Here is a 15,856-nt window from a genome sequence, read left to right as displayed (position 1 = left end):
TTGAATTGTCAAGTTAAAGTATAACTATTAACCAAATTATCATGAATAAATCTAATAGCACCGCGCATATTGACAAACTGGTTTTTTACCTCTTCAGTATTGTTTTTCTAATTGCGAGCACAGCTTGGGCCTTTAGGTATGCTAGTCTTGCCCCGTGTAATGAGGCACTGTTCGAACACACGGCCAACGATTATAATGCTGGTGAGCTTATAAAATTTTACGATAAAACCGAAGGTGCCATAGAATGGGAATGGGATTTTGGTGACGGTTCCGAAATATCTAGAAAGAAAAACCCCTTGCACATATATTCACAAGAGGGTAAGTACGAAGTTCGCCTTTTGGTAAATGGCAATTGTGCAAAAAACGAAGCCATTGATGTCTTACCTAAACTGATAATGGTTGACTCAACTAAGTTTCCAAAATTCGAATTACCTGAAAGTGTAGTGGTAGGGCAGCCATTGATAGTAGAAGATCAAACTGTTGGTGCTACTGCATGGGAGTGGCGGTTTGGCGAGACCGCAGAAGCGAACGCGAAAACCAAGATAGCCGAATATGTTTATAACGCGCCCGGTTTGAAAACCGTATCGCTGGTTGTGAACGATAGTTTGGCCTATATCACCAATAAAAAAATCAATGTACTTCCTTCAGCTGAAACTGAAGAAAAAATTCAACAAATAAAGGCTAAAAGAAGAGATAAAAGACTTGATCTAAGGTCGGCTCCTGACGAGTTTTCTAGGGTGATTGATGCCAAACCGAATTCAAATAAACCGCAGGTAGTACCCTTTATTACCAAGAGTAATTTTCAAAATAAGATGAAGCTGATTGCAAGTAATAAGTTGTCTGCCAGTGCCCTTTCCGATTTTTTCTGTGACGATCCGAACCCATTAATCGAAGCGAACGGTCGAAATGTGACTTTTTTCGCTTTTTGCGAAAAGATAAAAGATGAGAAAGTAAATATAAAGAGTTTAAAGCTTCAACGTAAAACGGGCTCAAATTGTATAAGCACGTTAATGGTAGAATATCAAAATTAGAATAGTTTAAAATTGAGAAGTTATGGAGGCAATGCAAAATAAGCATCACAAAGTCAATTGGGTCGATGGAATGAAAATTAACAAGAATCACTTTATTGCCATGGAAAATTGGGTGTCTGAAATTTTAAGGTATTCTGAACAAAAAAATGTCTCGCCTATCGACTATGGTCTTCTGGCTCCACCAGAAAATCATGAAGGTTCACTTGACGTTATGGTTTCGGTCGATGGTCAATCTACCATAGACGTGGTGCTGAATGCATGCCAAGCAATTACTCTTGGCGGTTGTCAAATAGATATCGATTCGCGCATCCGATCAGAACTTGAAAAGTCGGGGAACAGTCTTAGTCAACGATTTGAGTTGAACGAAGAAGAGAAAGAGTGGTTGTTGGTTCTATTTGTAAATACGTTCAAGAGAATACCTATTGGCACTAGCGATTCGCAAGAAGAACCTCCACGACAACCACATGTCTTACCTCACTACAGTCTGCAAGCAATGCCCATCGACGAAATTAATGGCCAGGGACATGGACACAACTATTTGCCCATCGCAAGGGTTTTCAGAGAAAACGGCAAAATAACGGTCGACGCTAGTTTTATACCCCCGTGTAGATCGATACAAAGTCATCCTGACCTTAAATTCACGTACAATGAGTTAGGCTCATTTTTAAATCAAATGGAGTCGTATTCATTGCATATCACCCAAAAAATTTATCAAAAAAAACAGACGAACGATTTAGCGAATATGGCGCTTTACCTATCGGAACAGGTCATGCGTTATCTCAATCAAAATATTACAGAATTTAGATTTGTAGACAGGCATGGGCCACCAATAGGCATGATTTCTAAGTTGGTGAACTTGGCGAGGGTCATTAAAAGTAGTCTCGATGTGTATGTTGGTGGTGGTAAAGAGAATTTTCTTAACTACTTAACCAATTGGTGCGATTTAAATCAAGGGGCTTTCGAGAGTATACTGATGGAAACCATTAATCTTGAATATACGCATAACAATATTAATTCAACCTTGGTGAAGGTGTCTGCATTCACTAAACTCATGTTGGCCCTGTTCAAGAAATTAAGTGAACTTGACTACATAGGTAAAAAAGCGGATTCAGGCATTTTTGTTAAGGAAGAAACCGTTGATAATACTGAGGTCAAGGGCAGAAGGAGCTTCTTGTTGGATTAATACTCGAATGTAATTTAAAATATTGACGAACCACCTAAATAAATGTAAAATGAAACCTAATAACAGTAAAGAAAGAAGATTGAGTTTTTTGAAGTTCTTCGCTATGTTCATAGTCACGGTATCCGCAATTTTAGCCGCTGTATATTTCAATTTCAAAGTGCCTATGGTAGAAAATGAACTATTACGAAAAGAAATAAGTCTCTTTGAAGGTGAGAAAAATTTTCAACGTAACTTTTATGGTGAAATGAAAGACCTAAAAGGTTTGATTGATTCTATGGATATCGAGGGACAAAACATTTCTTTTCAAAATTCTTTGATAAATGACAAAATAGTCAATTTACAAAAGAGAATACCCGTAAAAGATTCAACCTACATGTACGACATGCATATCGATGTGACCGAACTATATGCTGAACTTCAATTGGTCAAAGGTAAATTACTTAAACTTAAAGGAGCTGAATCGACTATTGAAGAATATAAAACTGCTCTTGACCAATGTAGTCAAGATTTAGAGCAAAAAGGGAGGGATTTATTTATTGCAAGAAGCTCTCGTTAATGACATTGCTAATCCGTTTGCCGATTTTGGTCGTTAGAACCCTCATTGGGCTCTTCGGGTCGGTCGGCTAAGGCTATATCATTAGAATCTTCATAGTCGCGAAGTTCATCTTCTGCCTCGTTGCGGGCCAAAAGTTCTTCATCGATTTCATCGAGCATGGTTCCCATTTGTTTTTTATCCTTGATCATGGCCCAGGTCATAACCAAACTTGTGGCGATGATGACGAACAAAAGAATGCCTGATTCGAAACCTGGTACTTCGGCTTCCGTGGGTATCGCATAGAATAATAGAATGGTGATCAATCCTCTTGGGGCTATAAAGATTTGAGGTAAAATATCCTTCCCGATAAAAACCCGTAATACCAGAAAACGTATAATAAAAATGGAGGCGATAATCAGTATGCTGACCATGGCCACGTTTAAACTCAATAATGAAGAGAGTACTATGGTCACCCCAAAAATCACAAAGAAGAATGTTCGCACAACGAAGGCTGTTTCTAGGGTTATAATATGCAGTTCGTGAAAGATTTGATGCATTTTTTCTTCCTCTAGAAATACGGAGGTCTTTCCAGGAAAAAATAGTTTGACATTTGCGATAACGAGTCCGAATATTAGAATGATGATCAATGATGAAAGGTGCATTTTCTTCCCTATGGCATATAACAGTAACAGTACGGCTATAAGTAAGAACTGTTTGGCTTGACTCTTAATTTTTTGAAATATAAGTACCAACGCATAACTGGCCACTATGGCGATAACGATGGTCAAGACTAAATTACTGGCAAAACCAACTGCACCGGTATCAGTTTCCGGATCTAGGCCACCAGTTAAAAAGTAGAACATCATAATACCCATGATGTCTGAAAATGTACTTTCATAAATGTGAAATTCTTTCTTGGTTTCATTTAAACCGCTTACACTGGGTATGATGATGGCGCTAGATAGAATCGATAATGGAGTAGCATAGAGCCAAGCGCTTTGCATCGTCATGCCGTCAATAAATTGGTGCAGAATCAGGGCGGCAACCCAAGCTGAACCGACAAGGCCAATCAGGGCTATGGCCATAGATTTGAGAATAGGAATTAACTTTTCCTTTTTAAGTTCCAATTCTAAGGCTGCTTCAAGTACAATCATGATAAGCCCTACGGTACCGATAATTTCAAGGGTTCCCCGTAGATTTTTCTCGAAGTCTATTTCTTCACCTAAAACATATTTTAATCCGAATTGTAACGCTATGCCTAAAACAATTAGCATTAAAACTGAAGGAATATTGGTTTTTTTTGAAATTCCGTTGAACCAAAATGAAATGATTATAATGGCAGCGGCACCAATGATCATATTGTAGGAAGAAAGTATTTCCATGGTGGTGGTTTGATTGTATTTAAAGTACGGTTTAGGGCTTATAACAGGTGTAAGCCTATCATTTAAAACGTGATAAGTCTAAGACCTATTGCAAGAACCAAAAAAATTGTATATTTGCAGCACTGAAAGGATATAAAAGTATTCATGAGGGGACAATATAGTCCTCTTTTTTATTTCTAAATGGTATGTTGAAGGAACAGGTCACGGCACTTTTAGAAGATGCGTTAGCAGAAGACGAATCGTTATTTTTGATTGATTTCTCTATCGGTTCAGATAATTCTATTAAGGTGGTCATAGACGGGGATCATGGCGTTACTTTGCAAGACTGTATGAAAATAAGTAGGGCGATCGAACATAACCTAGATCGTGAAGAACAAGATTTTTCGCTAGAGGTTACGTCGGCGGGCGCTGCCTCACCGATGACATCGCCTAGGCAGTACGTCAAAAATATAGGAAGAAAGCTTAAGGTTCGTACCGAAACGGATATTTTTGAAGGAAATTTGATCGAAGCCACAGAAGAAAGTATTGTTCTAGAGTGGAAAACACGGGAACCCAAACCCATAGGAAAAGGGAAAGTAACGGTTCAGAAAAAAGAAGAAATCAGTTTTTCTGATATTAAAGAAGCTAAAGTCATAGTAACATTTTAATGGTAACAGAGTAATGGAAAATATTGCGTTAATTGAGTCTTTTTCAGAGTTCAAAGACGACAAGTTCATAGACAGGGTAACGCTTATGGCTATTTTAGAGGATGTTTTTAGAAACGCCCTCAAAAAGAAATTTGGATCTGATGATAATTTTGATATCATCATCAACCCTGACAAGGGCGATTTAGAGATATGGAGAAACCGAGTGGTGGTTGAAGATGGGGAGGTAGAAGAGCCGAACGAAGAAATTTCATTGACTGACGCCCGTAAAATCGAGCCAGATTTTGAGGTTGGTGAAGATGTTTCTGAAGAAGTGAAGTTGATCGATTTGGGCCGTAGGGCAATTTTAGCGTTGCGTCAAAACCTGATCTCTAAAATTCATGAGCACGATAATACTACCATTTATAAGCAATTTAAAGACCTTGAGGGTGAAATATATACCGCAGAGGTTCACCATATCAGACATAAGGCCATTATTTTGCTAGACGATGAGGGCAATGAGATTATTCTTCCGAAAGACCGTCAGATACCATCTGATTTCTTTCGTAAAGGGGATAACGTTAGAGGAATTATCGAGAGCGTAGAGCTTAAAGGTAGTAAGCCAACGATTATAATGTCTAGAAGCTCGCCTAAATTCTTGGAGCAGTTGTTTTTTCAAGAAATACCAGAGGTTTACGACGGGCTTATCACGATTAAGAAAGCAGTTCGTATACCTGGTGAGAAGGCAAAAGTTGCCGTTGATTCATACGACGACCGTATCGATCCTGTAGGTGCTTGTGTGGGTATGAAAGGTTCTCGTATTCATGGCATAGTTCGTGAATTGGGTAACGAAAATATTGATGTAATCAACTGGACGGCCAATCCGCAGTTAATGGTGACCAGAGCTTTGAGCCCGGCCCGTGTTTCTTCGGTAAAGTTGAACGATGAAAAAATGACTGCGCAGGTTTACCTGAGACCAGAAGAGGTTTCTAAGGCAATAGGTCGTGGAGGTCATAATATTCGTTTGGCCGGTCAACTTACGGGTTACGAAATAGACGTGTTCCGCGAAGGGGTAGAAGAAGATGTAGAATTGACCGAGTTTGCGGATGAGATTGATGCATGGATCATCGAAGAGTTTAAGAAGATAGGCCTTGATACGGCCAGAAGTATTCTTGAACAAGATGTTGATGATCTTGTAAAACGTACCGATTTGGAAGAGGAGACGATTTCAGAAGTTGTACGTATACTCAAAGAAGAATTGGAAGATTAGCTATATATTAGCAGCGATTAAATAGAATTAGCAGAAGATATTTATGGCAGACATTGCAAAAATAAGACTCAATAAGGTCCTCAAGGAGTTTAATATTTCTTTGGATAGGGCGGTAGATTTCTTGGCCTCTAAGGGTCATGAAATCGAGGCGCGACCTACGACGAAGATTTCCGATGAGGTTTATGAGGTGCTTCAAGAGGAGTTCCAAACCGATAAAAGCAAAAAAGTTGCTTCTAAAAAAGTCGGTGAGGAAAAGCGTGAGGAGAAGGAAGCTTTGCGTTTGCAATTGGAGCAAGAACAAGAAGAAAGGCGATTGGCTCGTGAGAAACGTGCTGCCGCTGCGGAAAAACCTTTGTTGGGAAAAGTTGAACTTACAGGCCCGAAGACGGTTGGTAAGATAGATTTAGAACCGAAGAAAAAGGAAGAACCCAAAAAAGAAGAACCGCCGAAACCAGAAGTGAAGGAGGAGAAAACCCCTGAACCTGTCAAGGAAGAAGTCGTTGAGGAAAAGAAGCCTGAAACGGTGGAAGCTTCCCAGCCTGAGCCTGAGGTCAAAGAAAAGGAAGAGGTTAAGGTTGAAAAGCCTAAGGAGACTGTTGCGAAAGAAGAGGAGGCTGAAAAGAAAGAGCCTCAAGAAGGTGACGATGTTTTAACTACAAAATATAAGAAGCTTTCCGGTCCGAAAATTACGGCTAAAATCGACCTTTCGCAGTTCAACAAACCGAAGAAAAAGAAAGAGGAGGCAAAACCTTCTTCAGATAGCGGAAATGACCGCAAAAAGCGTAGAAAGAGAATTGTTAGTAAGCCTGGTGGCAACACTGGTGGACCTCCGAGAGGAAGAAACCAAGGTGGTGGAGCCCGAAAAGGTGGTGGAGGAAATCGTTTTGGTGCTCCCAAAGTTGAGCCAAGCGAAGAAGATGTACAAAAACAGATTCGAGAAACCCTTGAGAAACTCCAGGGTAAATCGAAAAAAGGCAAAGGAGCCAAATATAGAAGAGACAAGCGTGATCAGCACCGTCAGCAAACGGAGAAAGATCTCGAGCAACAAGAATTGGAGAGCAAGGTACTTAAGGTTACAGAGTTTGTGACCGTAGGTGAGGTTGCTACCATGATGAACGTTACGACCACAGAAATCATTTCTGCCTGTATGTCTTTAGGTATCATGGTTACCATGAACCAGCGTCTTGATGCCGAAACCTTATCGATAGTTGCAGATGAGTTCGGTTACGAAGTAGAATTTGTTACCGCTGAACTTGAAGAGTCTATTGAAGTAGAGCAAGATGCTCCTGAAGATTTAAAGGCTAGAGCTCCGATTGTAACCGTGATGGGTCACGTTGACCACGGTAAAACATCGCTTTTAGATTATGTTCGTGAAGCGAACGTAATTGCAGGCGAAAGTGGTGGTATTACCCAGCATATTGGTGCATATGGAGTTACTCTCGGTGATGGTCAGAAAATTACATTTTTAGATACACCGGGTCACGAAGCCTTTACGGCGATGCGTGCAAGAGGTGCTCAGGTTACCGATATCGCGGTTATCGTAATTGCTGCAGATGATGATATTATGCCTCAGACAAAAGAGGCTATCAGCCATGCGCAGGCTGCGGGTGTGCCCATAGTCTTTGCGATTAATAAAATAGATAGGCCAACGGCCAATCCTGATAAGATTAAAGAAGGTCTTGCCCAGATGAATTTGTTGGTCGAAGATTGGGGTGGTAAGATACAGTCTCATGACATCTCGGCCAAAACAGGTGACGGGGTAAAAGAATTACTCGAAAAAGTACTTTTAGAGGCTGAATTGTTAGAGCTTCAGGCGAATCCTGATAAGATGGCCAACGGAACCGTAGTCGAGGCATTTTTAGATAAAGGTCGAGGTTATGTTTCTACCATCTTGGTTCAAGGGGGTACGTTGCAGATCGGTGATTATGTTTTGGCCGGTACCCATAGCGGTAAGGTTAAGGCGATGCACGATGAGCGAGGGAAAATTATCGAGAAAGCGGGCCCTGCTACCCCGGTTTCCATACTAGGTTTAGATGGTGCGCCACAGGCAGGTGATAAATTTCATGTATTGGAAGATGAGCGCGAAGCAAAACAAATTGCTACGAAGCGTTCTCAATTACAGCGCGAGCAATCCGTAAGAACGCAACGTCACATTACTCTTGATGAAATCGGAAGACGAATTGCTTTAGGCGACTTTAAAGAGTTGAATATAATCTTGAAAGGTGATGTTGATGGTTCAGTGGAAGCATTGACCGATTCATTCCAGAAATTATCTACCGAAGAAATCCAGGTAAATATTATTCATAAAGGAGTGGGTGCAATAACCGAATCTGACGTGTTATTGGCTTCTGCCTCTGATGCAATTATTATTGGTTTTAATGTTAGGCCAATGGGTAATGCAAGGGATGTTGCGGAGAAAGAAGAAATCGATATCAGAATGTACTCTATCATCTATGATGCTATCAATGACTTGAAAGATGCGATGGAAGGTATGCTTTCACCAGAAATCAAAGAAGAGATTACAGGTACTGCTGAAATTAGGGAAACATTCAAGATTTCTAAGGTCGGTACCATTGCCGGTTGTATGGTAACGAGTGGTAAGATTATGCGTAACAGTGGTATTCGATTGATTCGTGACGGAGTTGTCGTGTTCACTGGTGAGCTATCATCTTTGAAGCGATTTAAAGACGATGTCAAAGAAGTTTCTAAAGGTTACGATTGTGGTCTACAGGTTAAGAATTATAATGATATCAAAGAAGGTGATATCGTAGAGGCTTTCCAAGAAGTAGCGGTTAAAAAGAAATTAAAGACTAAATAAATTTATAAATAAGAGTAGCATTAGCTGCTGATAAGCAAAAAAAAATCGACCTATCGGGTCGATTTTTTTGGTTGTAACAACATCGCATCGGGGTACTTTTTTCGAACTTCCGAAAATTTTCGCTCTGCGGTCAATTTATCTTTGAACCTGCCAACTCGAACTCTATAAGTTGGAGAATCAAAATCAATCTTTGAGGATAGTTCAGGAAAGTCTTCTTGAACTTTCGCCTGTATGTTTTGGGCTTTAGCGTAAGAGCCAAAACCGACTTGAATTCGAAAATAGTCAGAACTTTCGTTCGCCGTCTTATATATTTTCAATAGTTCCGTAATCTTTTCGTCTTGTTCAACGTTAATATTGCCTTGTTGTGCAGAACTGATTGCTACGGAGAAAATGCTGATTAAAGAGATAAAAGTTGTTTTCATCAAAGGGAAATTATTGGGTCTTACCGTTTTATGCAAAAGTAGATTTTTATAGAACAAACATAGGTGCTTCGACATTATTTAGAATTATTATAAATTATCAATTATCAATCCTTTAACATTTTCAAAATAAAGTCTATGTCGTATTTTTGCCATCAATTTTAGCACCGATAAAACAAAGCATATTTCTATACATCAGAAATTATCGTGCCAAGGTTTGATAGAAATAAAATCCATATGAAAAAGGTTCCGTACCGCCATCCAATTTCTAAGATTCTAGGTATAACTGTATTATTTTTCCTACTGCTTTCCACTTCTATCTTTGCTCAAGATGAAGCTGCTGCCGAGGCGGATTCGGAATCGACCGAAGCTGCTGCCGAAACCGATGGCGATCCTGCTGCGGGAAAATCACTCTTTAATCAAAACTGTGCTGCTTGTCATGCGTTGAACCGTAAGATGACGGGTCCTGCTCTTGCTAATGTCGAATCTAGACTTGCTGAAGATGAAGGTTTGGATCGTGAGTGGTTGTATAGGTGGGTCAAGAATAGTCCGGGTGTAATCTCTTCAGGCGATTCTTATGCCAATGAGATTTATAACGAATATAATCAGGCGGCAATGACGCCTTTTCCTACCTTGTCGAATGCCGATATAGACAATATACTTGCGTATACTGCGGCTCCTCCGTCGACTCCTAAGCCTGCGGCAGCAGCAGCGGGTAGTGAAGGTGTTGGTGGTGGTTCTGGCTCTGGTTCAGGTATTTCCAATGAATTGATATTGGGTGCCTTGGTTCTCGTTTTTGGTCTTCTTGTGGTAATGTTGCTTTTGGTCAACAGAACCTTGAGGCGAATTGCAGAGGCGAATGGGGTGGTTCTTGAGAAAGAACAGGCTGAAAAACGTAAGCCGATATGGAAGGCCTTTGTAGATAATCAGTTTTTAGTGTTGGTTTCGGTAATTGTGCTGCTATTGGGTAGTGCTTATTTTGCCTATGGGTGGATGATGCAAGTGGGTGTCGATCAGGGTTATCAGCCGATTCAGCCGATTCATTATTCTCACCGTATTCATGCTGGCGACAATAAAATTGAGTGTAAATATTGCCACTCTTCTGCTCGAGTATCAAAAACATCGGGTATTCCTTCATTAAATGTTTGTATGAATTGTCATAAATCTATCTATCAGGTTTCTGATGAAACTTTAGCGGAAGGTAAACAAGAGTATGGTGTTGATTATAATAAGGAAATCAAGAAACTCTATGCTGCTGTTGGTTGGGATGATCAGAATCAGAGATATACAGGTGAAACTAAGCCGGTAGAATGGGTTAGAATACACAATTTGCCTGACTTTGCGTATTTCAATCACTCTCAGCACGTAAGTGTGGCGGGTATACAGTGTCAGGAATGTCATGGGCCAGTTGAAGAAATGGAAATTATGTACCAATATTCTCCTTTGACTATGGGCTGGTGTGTTAACTGTCACCGAGAAACCAATGTTAAGGCCGAGGGTAACGAGTACTACGAAAAAATTCATGCCGAGCTTTCTAAAAAGTACGGTGTAGAGCAATTGACTGCCGCTCAAATGGGTGGGCTTGAATGTGGAAAGTGCCACTATTAATCGAATAAGAAAGAGTAGCTAATTACATAGAAACGTATGGCATCAAACAAAAAATATTGGAAGAACGAAGCGGAGTTAAATCCCAACGATTCCATTGTTGAGACGCTAAGGCAAAACGAGTTTGTAGAAGATATTCCCGTTGATGATTTCTTGGGTGATAAAGAGAAGTTGTCCGAAACAACTACGAATAGAAGAGATTTTCTTAAGTATGTTGGTTTTAGTACTGCAGCGGCTTCGTTGGCAGCATGTGAAGGTCCGGTTCATAAGTCTATACCTTATGTAGTTCAGCCAGAAAACATTATACCTGGGGTGGCTAATTATTATGCTACTTCGATTGCAGATGGTTTTGATTTTGCTAGCATTTTGATTAAGACCCGAGAAGGTCGACCAATCAAGGTGGAAAACAATAAAGACGCTCAAGTTGGTGGTAGTGCCAATGCCAGGGTGCAGGCTTCTGTGCTTTCTTTGTATGATAGTACTCGTTTGCAAGGTCCTTTGGCTAATGGTGAACCGATTGAATGGAGCGCCATGGATGCTGCTGTTAAGGCAAAAATGGGAAGCTTACAAAACTCCGGACAACAAATCGCTTTGTTGACGCAGTCTTACGCTAGCCCTTCGACTACTCGATTAATCAGTGAGTTGAAGTCTACTTATGGCAACGTAAACCATGTGGTTTATGATGCTGTTTCTGAAAATGCCGCACTTGATGCTTTTGAAGCTAAATATGGTGAGCGTGCCTTAGCCGATTATGATTTTGAAAAGGCGGGTCTGATTGTTTCTTTTGGCGCTGATTTCTTGGGAGATTGGCAAGGCGGAGGTTATGACTCAGGTTATGCAAAAGGTCGTATTCCTAAAGAAGGTAAAATGTCTCGTCATGTACAGTTTGAGGCTAATATGTCTCTTTCTGGTGCAAATGCGGATAAGCGTATTCCTTTGACCCCAATGCAACAGAAGATTGCCTTAGCTCAATTGTATGCTAAGCTTAACGGAACCAGTGTTGGTGGTGAGCTTTCGGAGAATGTTCAAATGGCAATTGATAATGTTGCCGCTCAAATAAAAAGTAATCGTAGTAATGCGGTGGTGGTTACCGGTCTTGATGACATTAATGCGCAGACAGTGGTGTTGGCCATTAATGAAATGTTGGGCAGTGCTGCTTTTGATTCAGAGTCTCCTCGTTATGTGAGACAGGGCAATGCCGAGGCTGTGAAGGCTTTGATAGCCGATATGAATTCTGGAAAAGTAGGGGCTTTGATCATGGATGGTGTGAACCCTATGTATACGCTTCCCAATGCAGCTGAGTTCAAGTCTGGAATCGAAAAAGTTGGACTTTCAGTTACATTTTCAACTAATTGGAATGAAACCACTGAGGTGTCTCAATATACCGCCGCTTCGAACCATTATTTGGAATCTTGGGGCGATCTTCAAATTAAAAAGGGCCAATTTAGCTTGATGCAGCCTACTATTAGAGAGCTTTTTGATACACGACAGTTTCAAAATGCTTTATTGAAGTGGTTAGGTTCGGATAAAAGCTATTACGATTATATAAAAGAAACTTGGAGCACTGATATACTTAATGGTGGAGATTGGAACAAAGCCCTTCACGATGGTGTATTCGCTGGTGGTTCTGCTGTAATGTCGGTGACGACGGATGCAGACCCCGAAAATGTGGTGTCCGAGGAAAGTGATAAGGAGGGTCAAGATGCTTCTTCCCAAGCGGAAGCTGTAAGCAATGTTGGTGCTATCTCCATGGCTAGCGCTATAAGCAGTTTAACAAACTCAACCAGTGGAGGTGGAATGGAGTTGACTCTATACCCTAAAACGGGTATGGGTGCAGGTCAACAGGCAAGTAACCCATGGTTGCAAGAGTTTCCTGATCCGATTACTAGGGTTTCTTGGGATAACTATGTGACCGTTTCCAAAGCGGATGCTGAAAGGTTAGGGTTGGAGAATTATCACGTAGCCAACGGTGGTCTTGATGGTAGTTATGTGAATATTACTGTTAACGGCGTCACATTGAACAATGTTCCAGTTATTATACAGCCAGGTCAGGCAATCGGTTCGGCCGGACTTTCTTTCGGTTATGGAAGGAAAGTGGGCATGAAATCAGAAATGCAGACTGGGGTAAATGCTTATCCTTTATACCAAGATTTTAAAAATACTCAAGCTGCTACTATCGAAAAGGCCTCTGGTACACACGAATTTGCATGTATTCAGTTGCACAAAACTTTGATGGGTAGGGGTGATATTATAAAAGAGACCACTCTTGAGATATTCAATACCAAAGATCATGCAGAGTGGAACCATGTTCCTCAAGTATCTTTGGATCACCAAGAGGTTCCTGCTACTTCTGTAGATTTGTGGGATAGTTTTGACCGTTCCATAGGGCATCATTTTAATATGTCTATCGATCTTAATGCCTGTACGGGTTGTGGTGCTTGTGTTATTGCTTGTCACGCAGAGAATAATGTTCCTGTAGTAGGTAAGGAAGAGGTTAGAAAAAGTAGGGATATGCATTGGTTGCGTATCGATAGGTATTATTCTTCAGAAGAAACTTTCGAAGGTGACAATCTAAAGAAAGATGGTTTTGATGGTCTTAGCGGGGATAATGGTTCTTTAGGAGGTTTTGGTCAGTTAGAAGATCCATCTGCGAACCCACAAGTGGCTTTTCAGCCAGTAATGTGCCAGCATTGTAATCATGCACCCTGTGAAACAGTTTGTCCGGTTGCAGCTACTTCACATAGCCGTCAAGGTCAAAACCATATGGCGTATAACCGTTGTGTAGGTACACGTTATTGTGCAAATAACTGCCCGTACAAAGTACGTCGTTTCAACTGGTTCTTATATAACAACAACGATGAGTTCGATTTCCATATGAACAATGATTTGGGTAAAATGGTATTGAACCCAGATGTAAATGTTCGTTCTCGTGGTGTAATCGAGAAGTGTTCGATGTGTATTCAAATGACACAGAAAACGATTCTTGATGCTAAACGTGATGGTAGGGTAATCGAAGACGGAGAATTTCAAACGGCATGTTCTGCGGCTTGTAGCAGTGGTGCCATTGTTTTCGGAGATGTTAACGATAAAGAAAGTCAAGTTTCAGAGTTGGCCGAAAGTGACCGTATGTATCACTTATTAGAGCATGTAGGCACACAACCAAATGTGTTCTACCATGTAAAAGTGAGAAATACAAACGAAGCATAACCTGTATTTAAGTAAACAACTATAACAGAATTATATGGCGTCGCATTACGAAGCACCTATACGTAAACCCTTAGTGATCGGGGATAAAGGCTACCATGATGTAAGCGTGGATATTGCCGCTCCTGTTGAAGGAAGGGCCAATAAGCACTGGTGGATTGTTTTTTCTATAGCCTTAGTGGCATTCTTATGGGGTATAGGTTGCATTATCTATACTATTTCTACCGGTATCGGTACTTGGGGTTTGAACAAGACCGTAAACTGGGCTTGGGATATTACCAACTTTGTTTGGTGGGTAGGTATCGGTCATGCCGGTACTTTGATATCGGCGGTACTACTATTGTTTCGTCAAAAATGGAGAATGGCGATTAACCGTTCTGCTGAGGCGATGACCATTTTCTCGGTGGTTCAAGCGGGTCTGTTTCCGATTATTCACATGGGCCGCCCATGGTTGGCATATTGGGTGTTGCCAATTCCAAACCAATTCGGTTCTTTATGGGTGAACTTTAACTCACCGTTGCTTTGGGATGTATTTGCGATTTCTACTTATTTGTCGGTTTCGCTTGTATTCTGGTGGACAGGTCTTCTTCCTGACTTCGCGATGATACGTGACCGTGCCGTACTTCCTTTTCAGAAAAAAATATACAGTCTATTAAGTTTTGGGTGGAGTGGGCGTGCCAAAGATTGGCAGCGTTTTGAAGAAGTGTCTTTGGTTTTGGCCGGTTTGGCTACACCACTTGTACTTTCTGTACATACGATAGTATCATTTGACTTTGCTACTTCGGTAATACCTGGATGGCATACCACTATATTTCCACCGTACTTTGTTGCTGGTGCGATATTCTCTGGTTTTGCAATGGTGAACACGCTTTTGATTATCATGCGTAAAGTATGTCATTTAGAAGCCTATATCACTGTACAGCATATAGAGCTGATGAACATTGTAATTATGATTACAGGTTCCATCGTAGGTTGTGCTTATATCACTGAATTGTTCGTAGCCTGGTATTCTGGGGTAGAATATGAACAGTATGCATTCTTGAACAGAGCTACAGGACCTTATTGGTGGGCGTACTGGTCGATGATGACTTGTAATGTGTTCTCGCCTCAGTTCATGTGGTTCAAAAAACTTAGAACGAGTATCCTATTTTCATTCTTTATCTCTATTGTAGTGAATATAGGTATGTGGTTCGAGCGTTTCGTGATTATCGTGACGTCGTTGCATAGAGATTATCTTCCATCTTCTTGGACGATGTTTTCGCCAACATTTGTTGATATTGGGATATTCGTGGGCACAATAGGATTCTTCTTTGTATTATTTCTCTTGTATGCAAGAACCTTCCCGGTTATTGCTCAGGCAGAGGTAAAATCAATCTTGAAATCATCTGGTGATCGATATAAGAAACTACGAGATGCCGGTAAGCCTTTGTACAAGATTGAAAGAATGCAAACTACAGGTTTAAAATCTGAACCCATTACCGATGATGTTCTTATGGGCGAGGTGGTACCTGCGGTAGGTGATAAAACCGGAGTGAACGACTTGTTGAGTTCAATCGGTACGTTCGATTCTACAACTGAAACAGCTGATGATCTAAAAAAGATTAAAGGTATAGGCCCGCAAATGGAATCTACCCTTAATGAGATTGGTATATTTACGTTTGCCCAAGTTGGTAGAATGACCGAAAGAGAATACGATTTATTAGATTCCATCACGGGGTCGTTCCCAGGTAGGGCGCAACGTGATGATTGGGCCGGTCAGGCAATATTGTTAAACAATAAGAAATAG

11 protein-coding genes are annotated in these 15,856 nt (G+C 40.8%); 9 read left to right on the top strand and 2 right to left on the bottom strand.

The window, feature by feature from the left end:
* Positions 1-41: 41 nt before the first annotated feature.
* Genes IV512_RS16065 through tssO form a run of 3 tightly spaced genes read left to right on the top strand, consistent with a single transcriptional unit; the run spans position 42 to position 2,770 of the window.
* Entirely contained in the window at positions 42-1,031 is a 990-nt protein-coding gene (locus IV512_RS16065; RefSeq protein ID WP_209405178.1) for a PKD domain-containing protein, read from the top strand.
* Positions 1,032-1,053: 22 nt separating this feature from the next.
* A complete protein-coding gene (tssK, locus tag IV512_RS16060; protein WP_245224881.1) occupies positions 1,054-2,214 on the top strand; it encodes a type VI secretion system baseplate subunit TssK in 1,161 nt (386 codons plus the stop codon).
* Positions 2,215-2,263: 49 nt separating this feature from the next.
* The gene (tssO, locus tag IV512_RS16055; RefSeq protein WP_209405176.1) at positions 2,264-2,770 is read left to right on the top strand and encodes a type VI secretion system TssO; all 507 of its coding nucleotides are present in this window, start codon (positions 2,264-2,266) and stop codon (positions 2,768-2,770) included.
* Positions 2,771-2,778: 8 nt separating this feature from the next.
* Here the strand turns inward: tssO and IV512_RS16050 are convergent, their stop codons facing one another.
* Entirely contained in the window at positions 2,779-4,131 is a 1,353-nt protein-coding gene (locus IV512_RS16050) for a cation:proton antiporter (protein ID WP_209405174.1), read from the bottom strand.
* Positions 4,132-4,316: 185 nt separating this feature from the next.
* Here IV512_RS16050 and rimP point away from each other — a divergent pair, with 185 nt between their 5' ends.
* From rimP to infB, 3 genes are read left to right on the top strand one after another with little or no spacing between them, the layout of a single operon-like run.
* Positions 4,317-4,778 (top strand): ribosome assembly cofactor RimP, encoded by a 462-nt coding sequence (gene rimP / locus IV512_RS16045; RefSeq protein WP_209405172.1) that lies wholly within the window; start codon positions 4,317-4,319, stop codon positions 4,776-4,778.
* A gap of 13 nt (positions 4,779-4,791) precedes the next feature.
* The gene (gene nusA / locus IV512_RS16040; RefSeq protein ID WP_100869673.1) at positions 4,792-6,024 is read left to right on the top strand and encodes a transcription termination factor NusA; all 1,233 of its coding nucleotides are present in this window, start codon (positions 4,792-4,794) and stop codon (positions 6,022-6,024) included.
* 43 nt (positions 6,025-6,067) lie between these two features.
* Positions 6,068-8,842 carry a translation initiation factor IF-2 gene (gene infB, locus IV512_RS16035; protein ID WP_209405170.1) on the top strand — a complete coding sequence of 925 codons (2,775 nt, stop codon included), beginning with the start codon at positions 6,068-6,070 and terminating at the stop codon, positions 8,840-8,842.
* A 50-nt stretch (positions 8,843-8,892) separates the two neighbouring features.
* On the opposite strand, the gene IV512_RS16030 is transcribed toward infB, so the two are convergent.
* The gene (locus IV512_RS16030; protein ID WP_209405168.1) at positions 8,893-9,264 is read right to left on the bottom strand and encodes an SPOR domain-containing protein; all 372 of its coding nucleotides are present in this window, start codon (positions 9,262-9,264) and stop codon (positions 8,893-8,895) included.
* Between the two features lie 234 nt (positions 9,265-9,498).
* Here IV512_RS16030 and IV512_RS16025 point away from each other — a divergent pair, with 234 nt between their 5' ends.
* From IV512_RS16025 to nrfD, 3 genes are read left to right on the top strand one after another with little or no spacing between them, the layout of a single operon-like run.
* On the top strand, positions 9,499-10,869 hold the full coding sequence (locus IV512_RS16025) for a c-type cytochrome (RefSeq protein ID WP_209405166.1): 1,371 nt from the start codon (positions 9,499-9,501) through the stop codon (positions 10,867-10,869).
* A gap of 36 nt (positions 10,870-10,905) precedes the next feature.
* Positions 10,906-14,073, top strand: coding sequence for a TAT-variant-translocated molybdopterin oxidoreductase (locus IV512_RS16020; protein WP_209405164.1), 3,168 nt, complete (start codon positions 10,906-10,908; stop codon positions 14,071-14,073).
* A gap of 34 nt (positions 14,074-14,107) precedes the next feature.
* On the top strand, positions 14,108-15,856 hold the full coding sequence (nrfD, locus tag IV512_RS16015) for an NrfD/PsrC family molybdoenzyme membrane anchor subunit (protein ID WP_209405162.1): 1,749 nt from the start codon (positions 14,108-14,110) through the stop codon (positions 15,854-15,856).

Origin of the sequence: Pseudozobellia sp. WGM2, assembly GCF_017810075.1 — a bacterium.
GTDB lineage: Bacteria > Bacteroidota > Bacteroidia > Flavobacteriales > Flavobacteriaceae > JADNYK01.
This window is presented reverse-complemented; position numbering and strand designations above follow the sequence as displayed.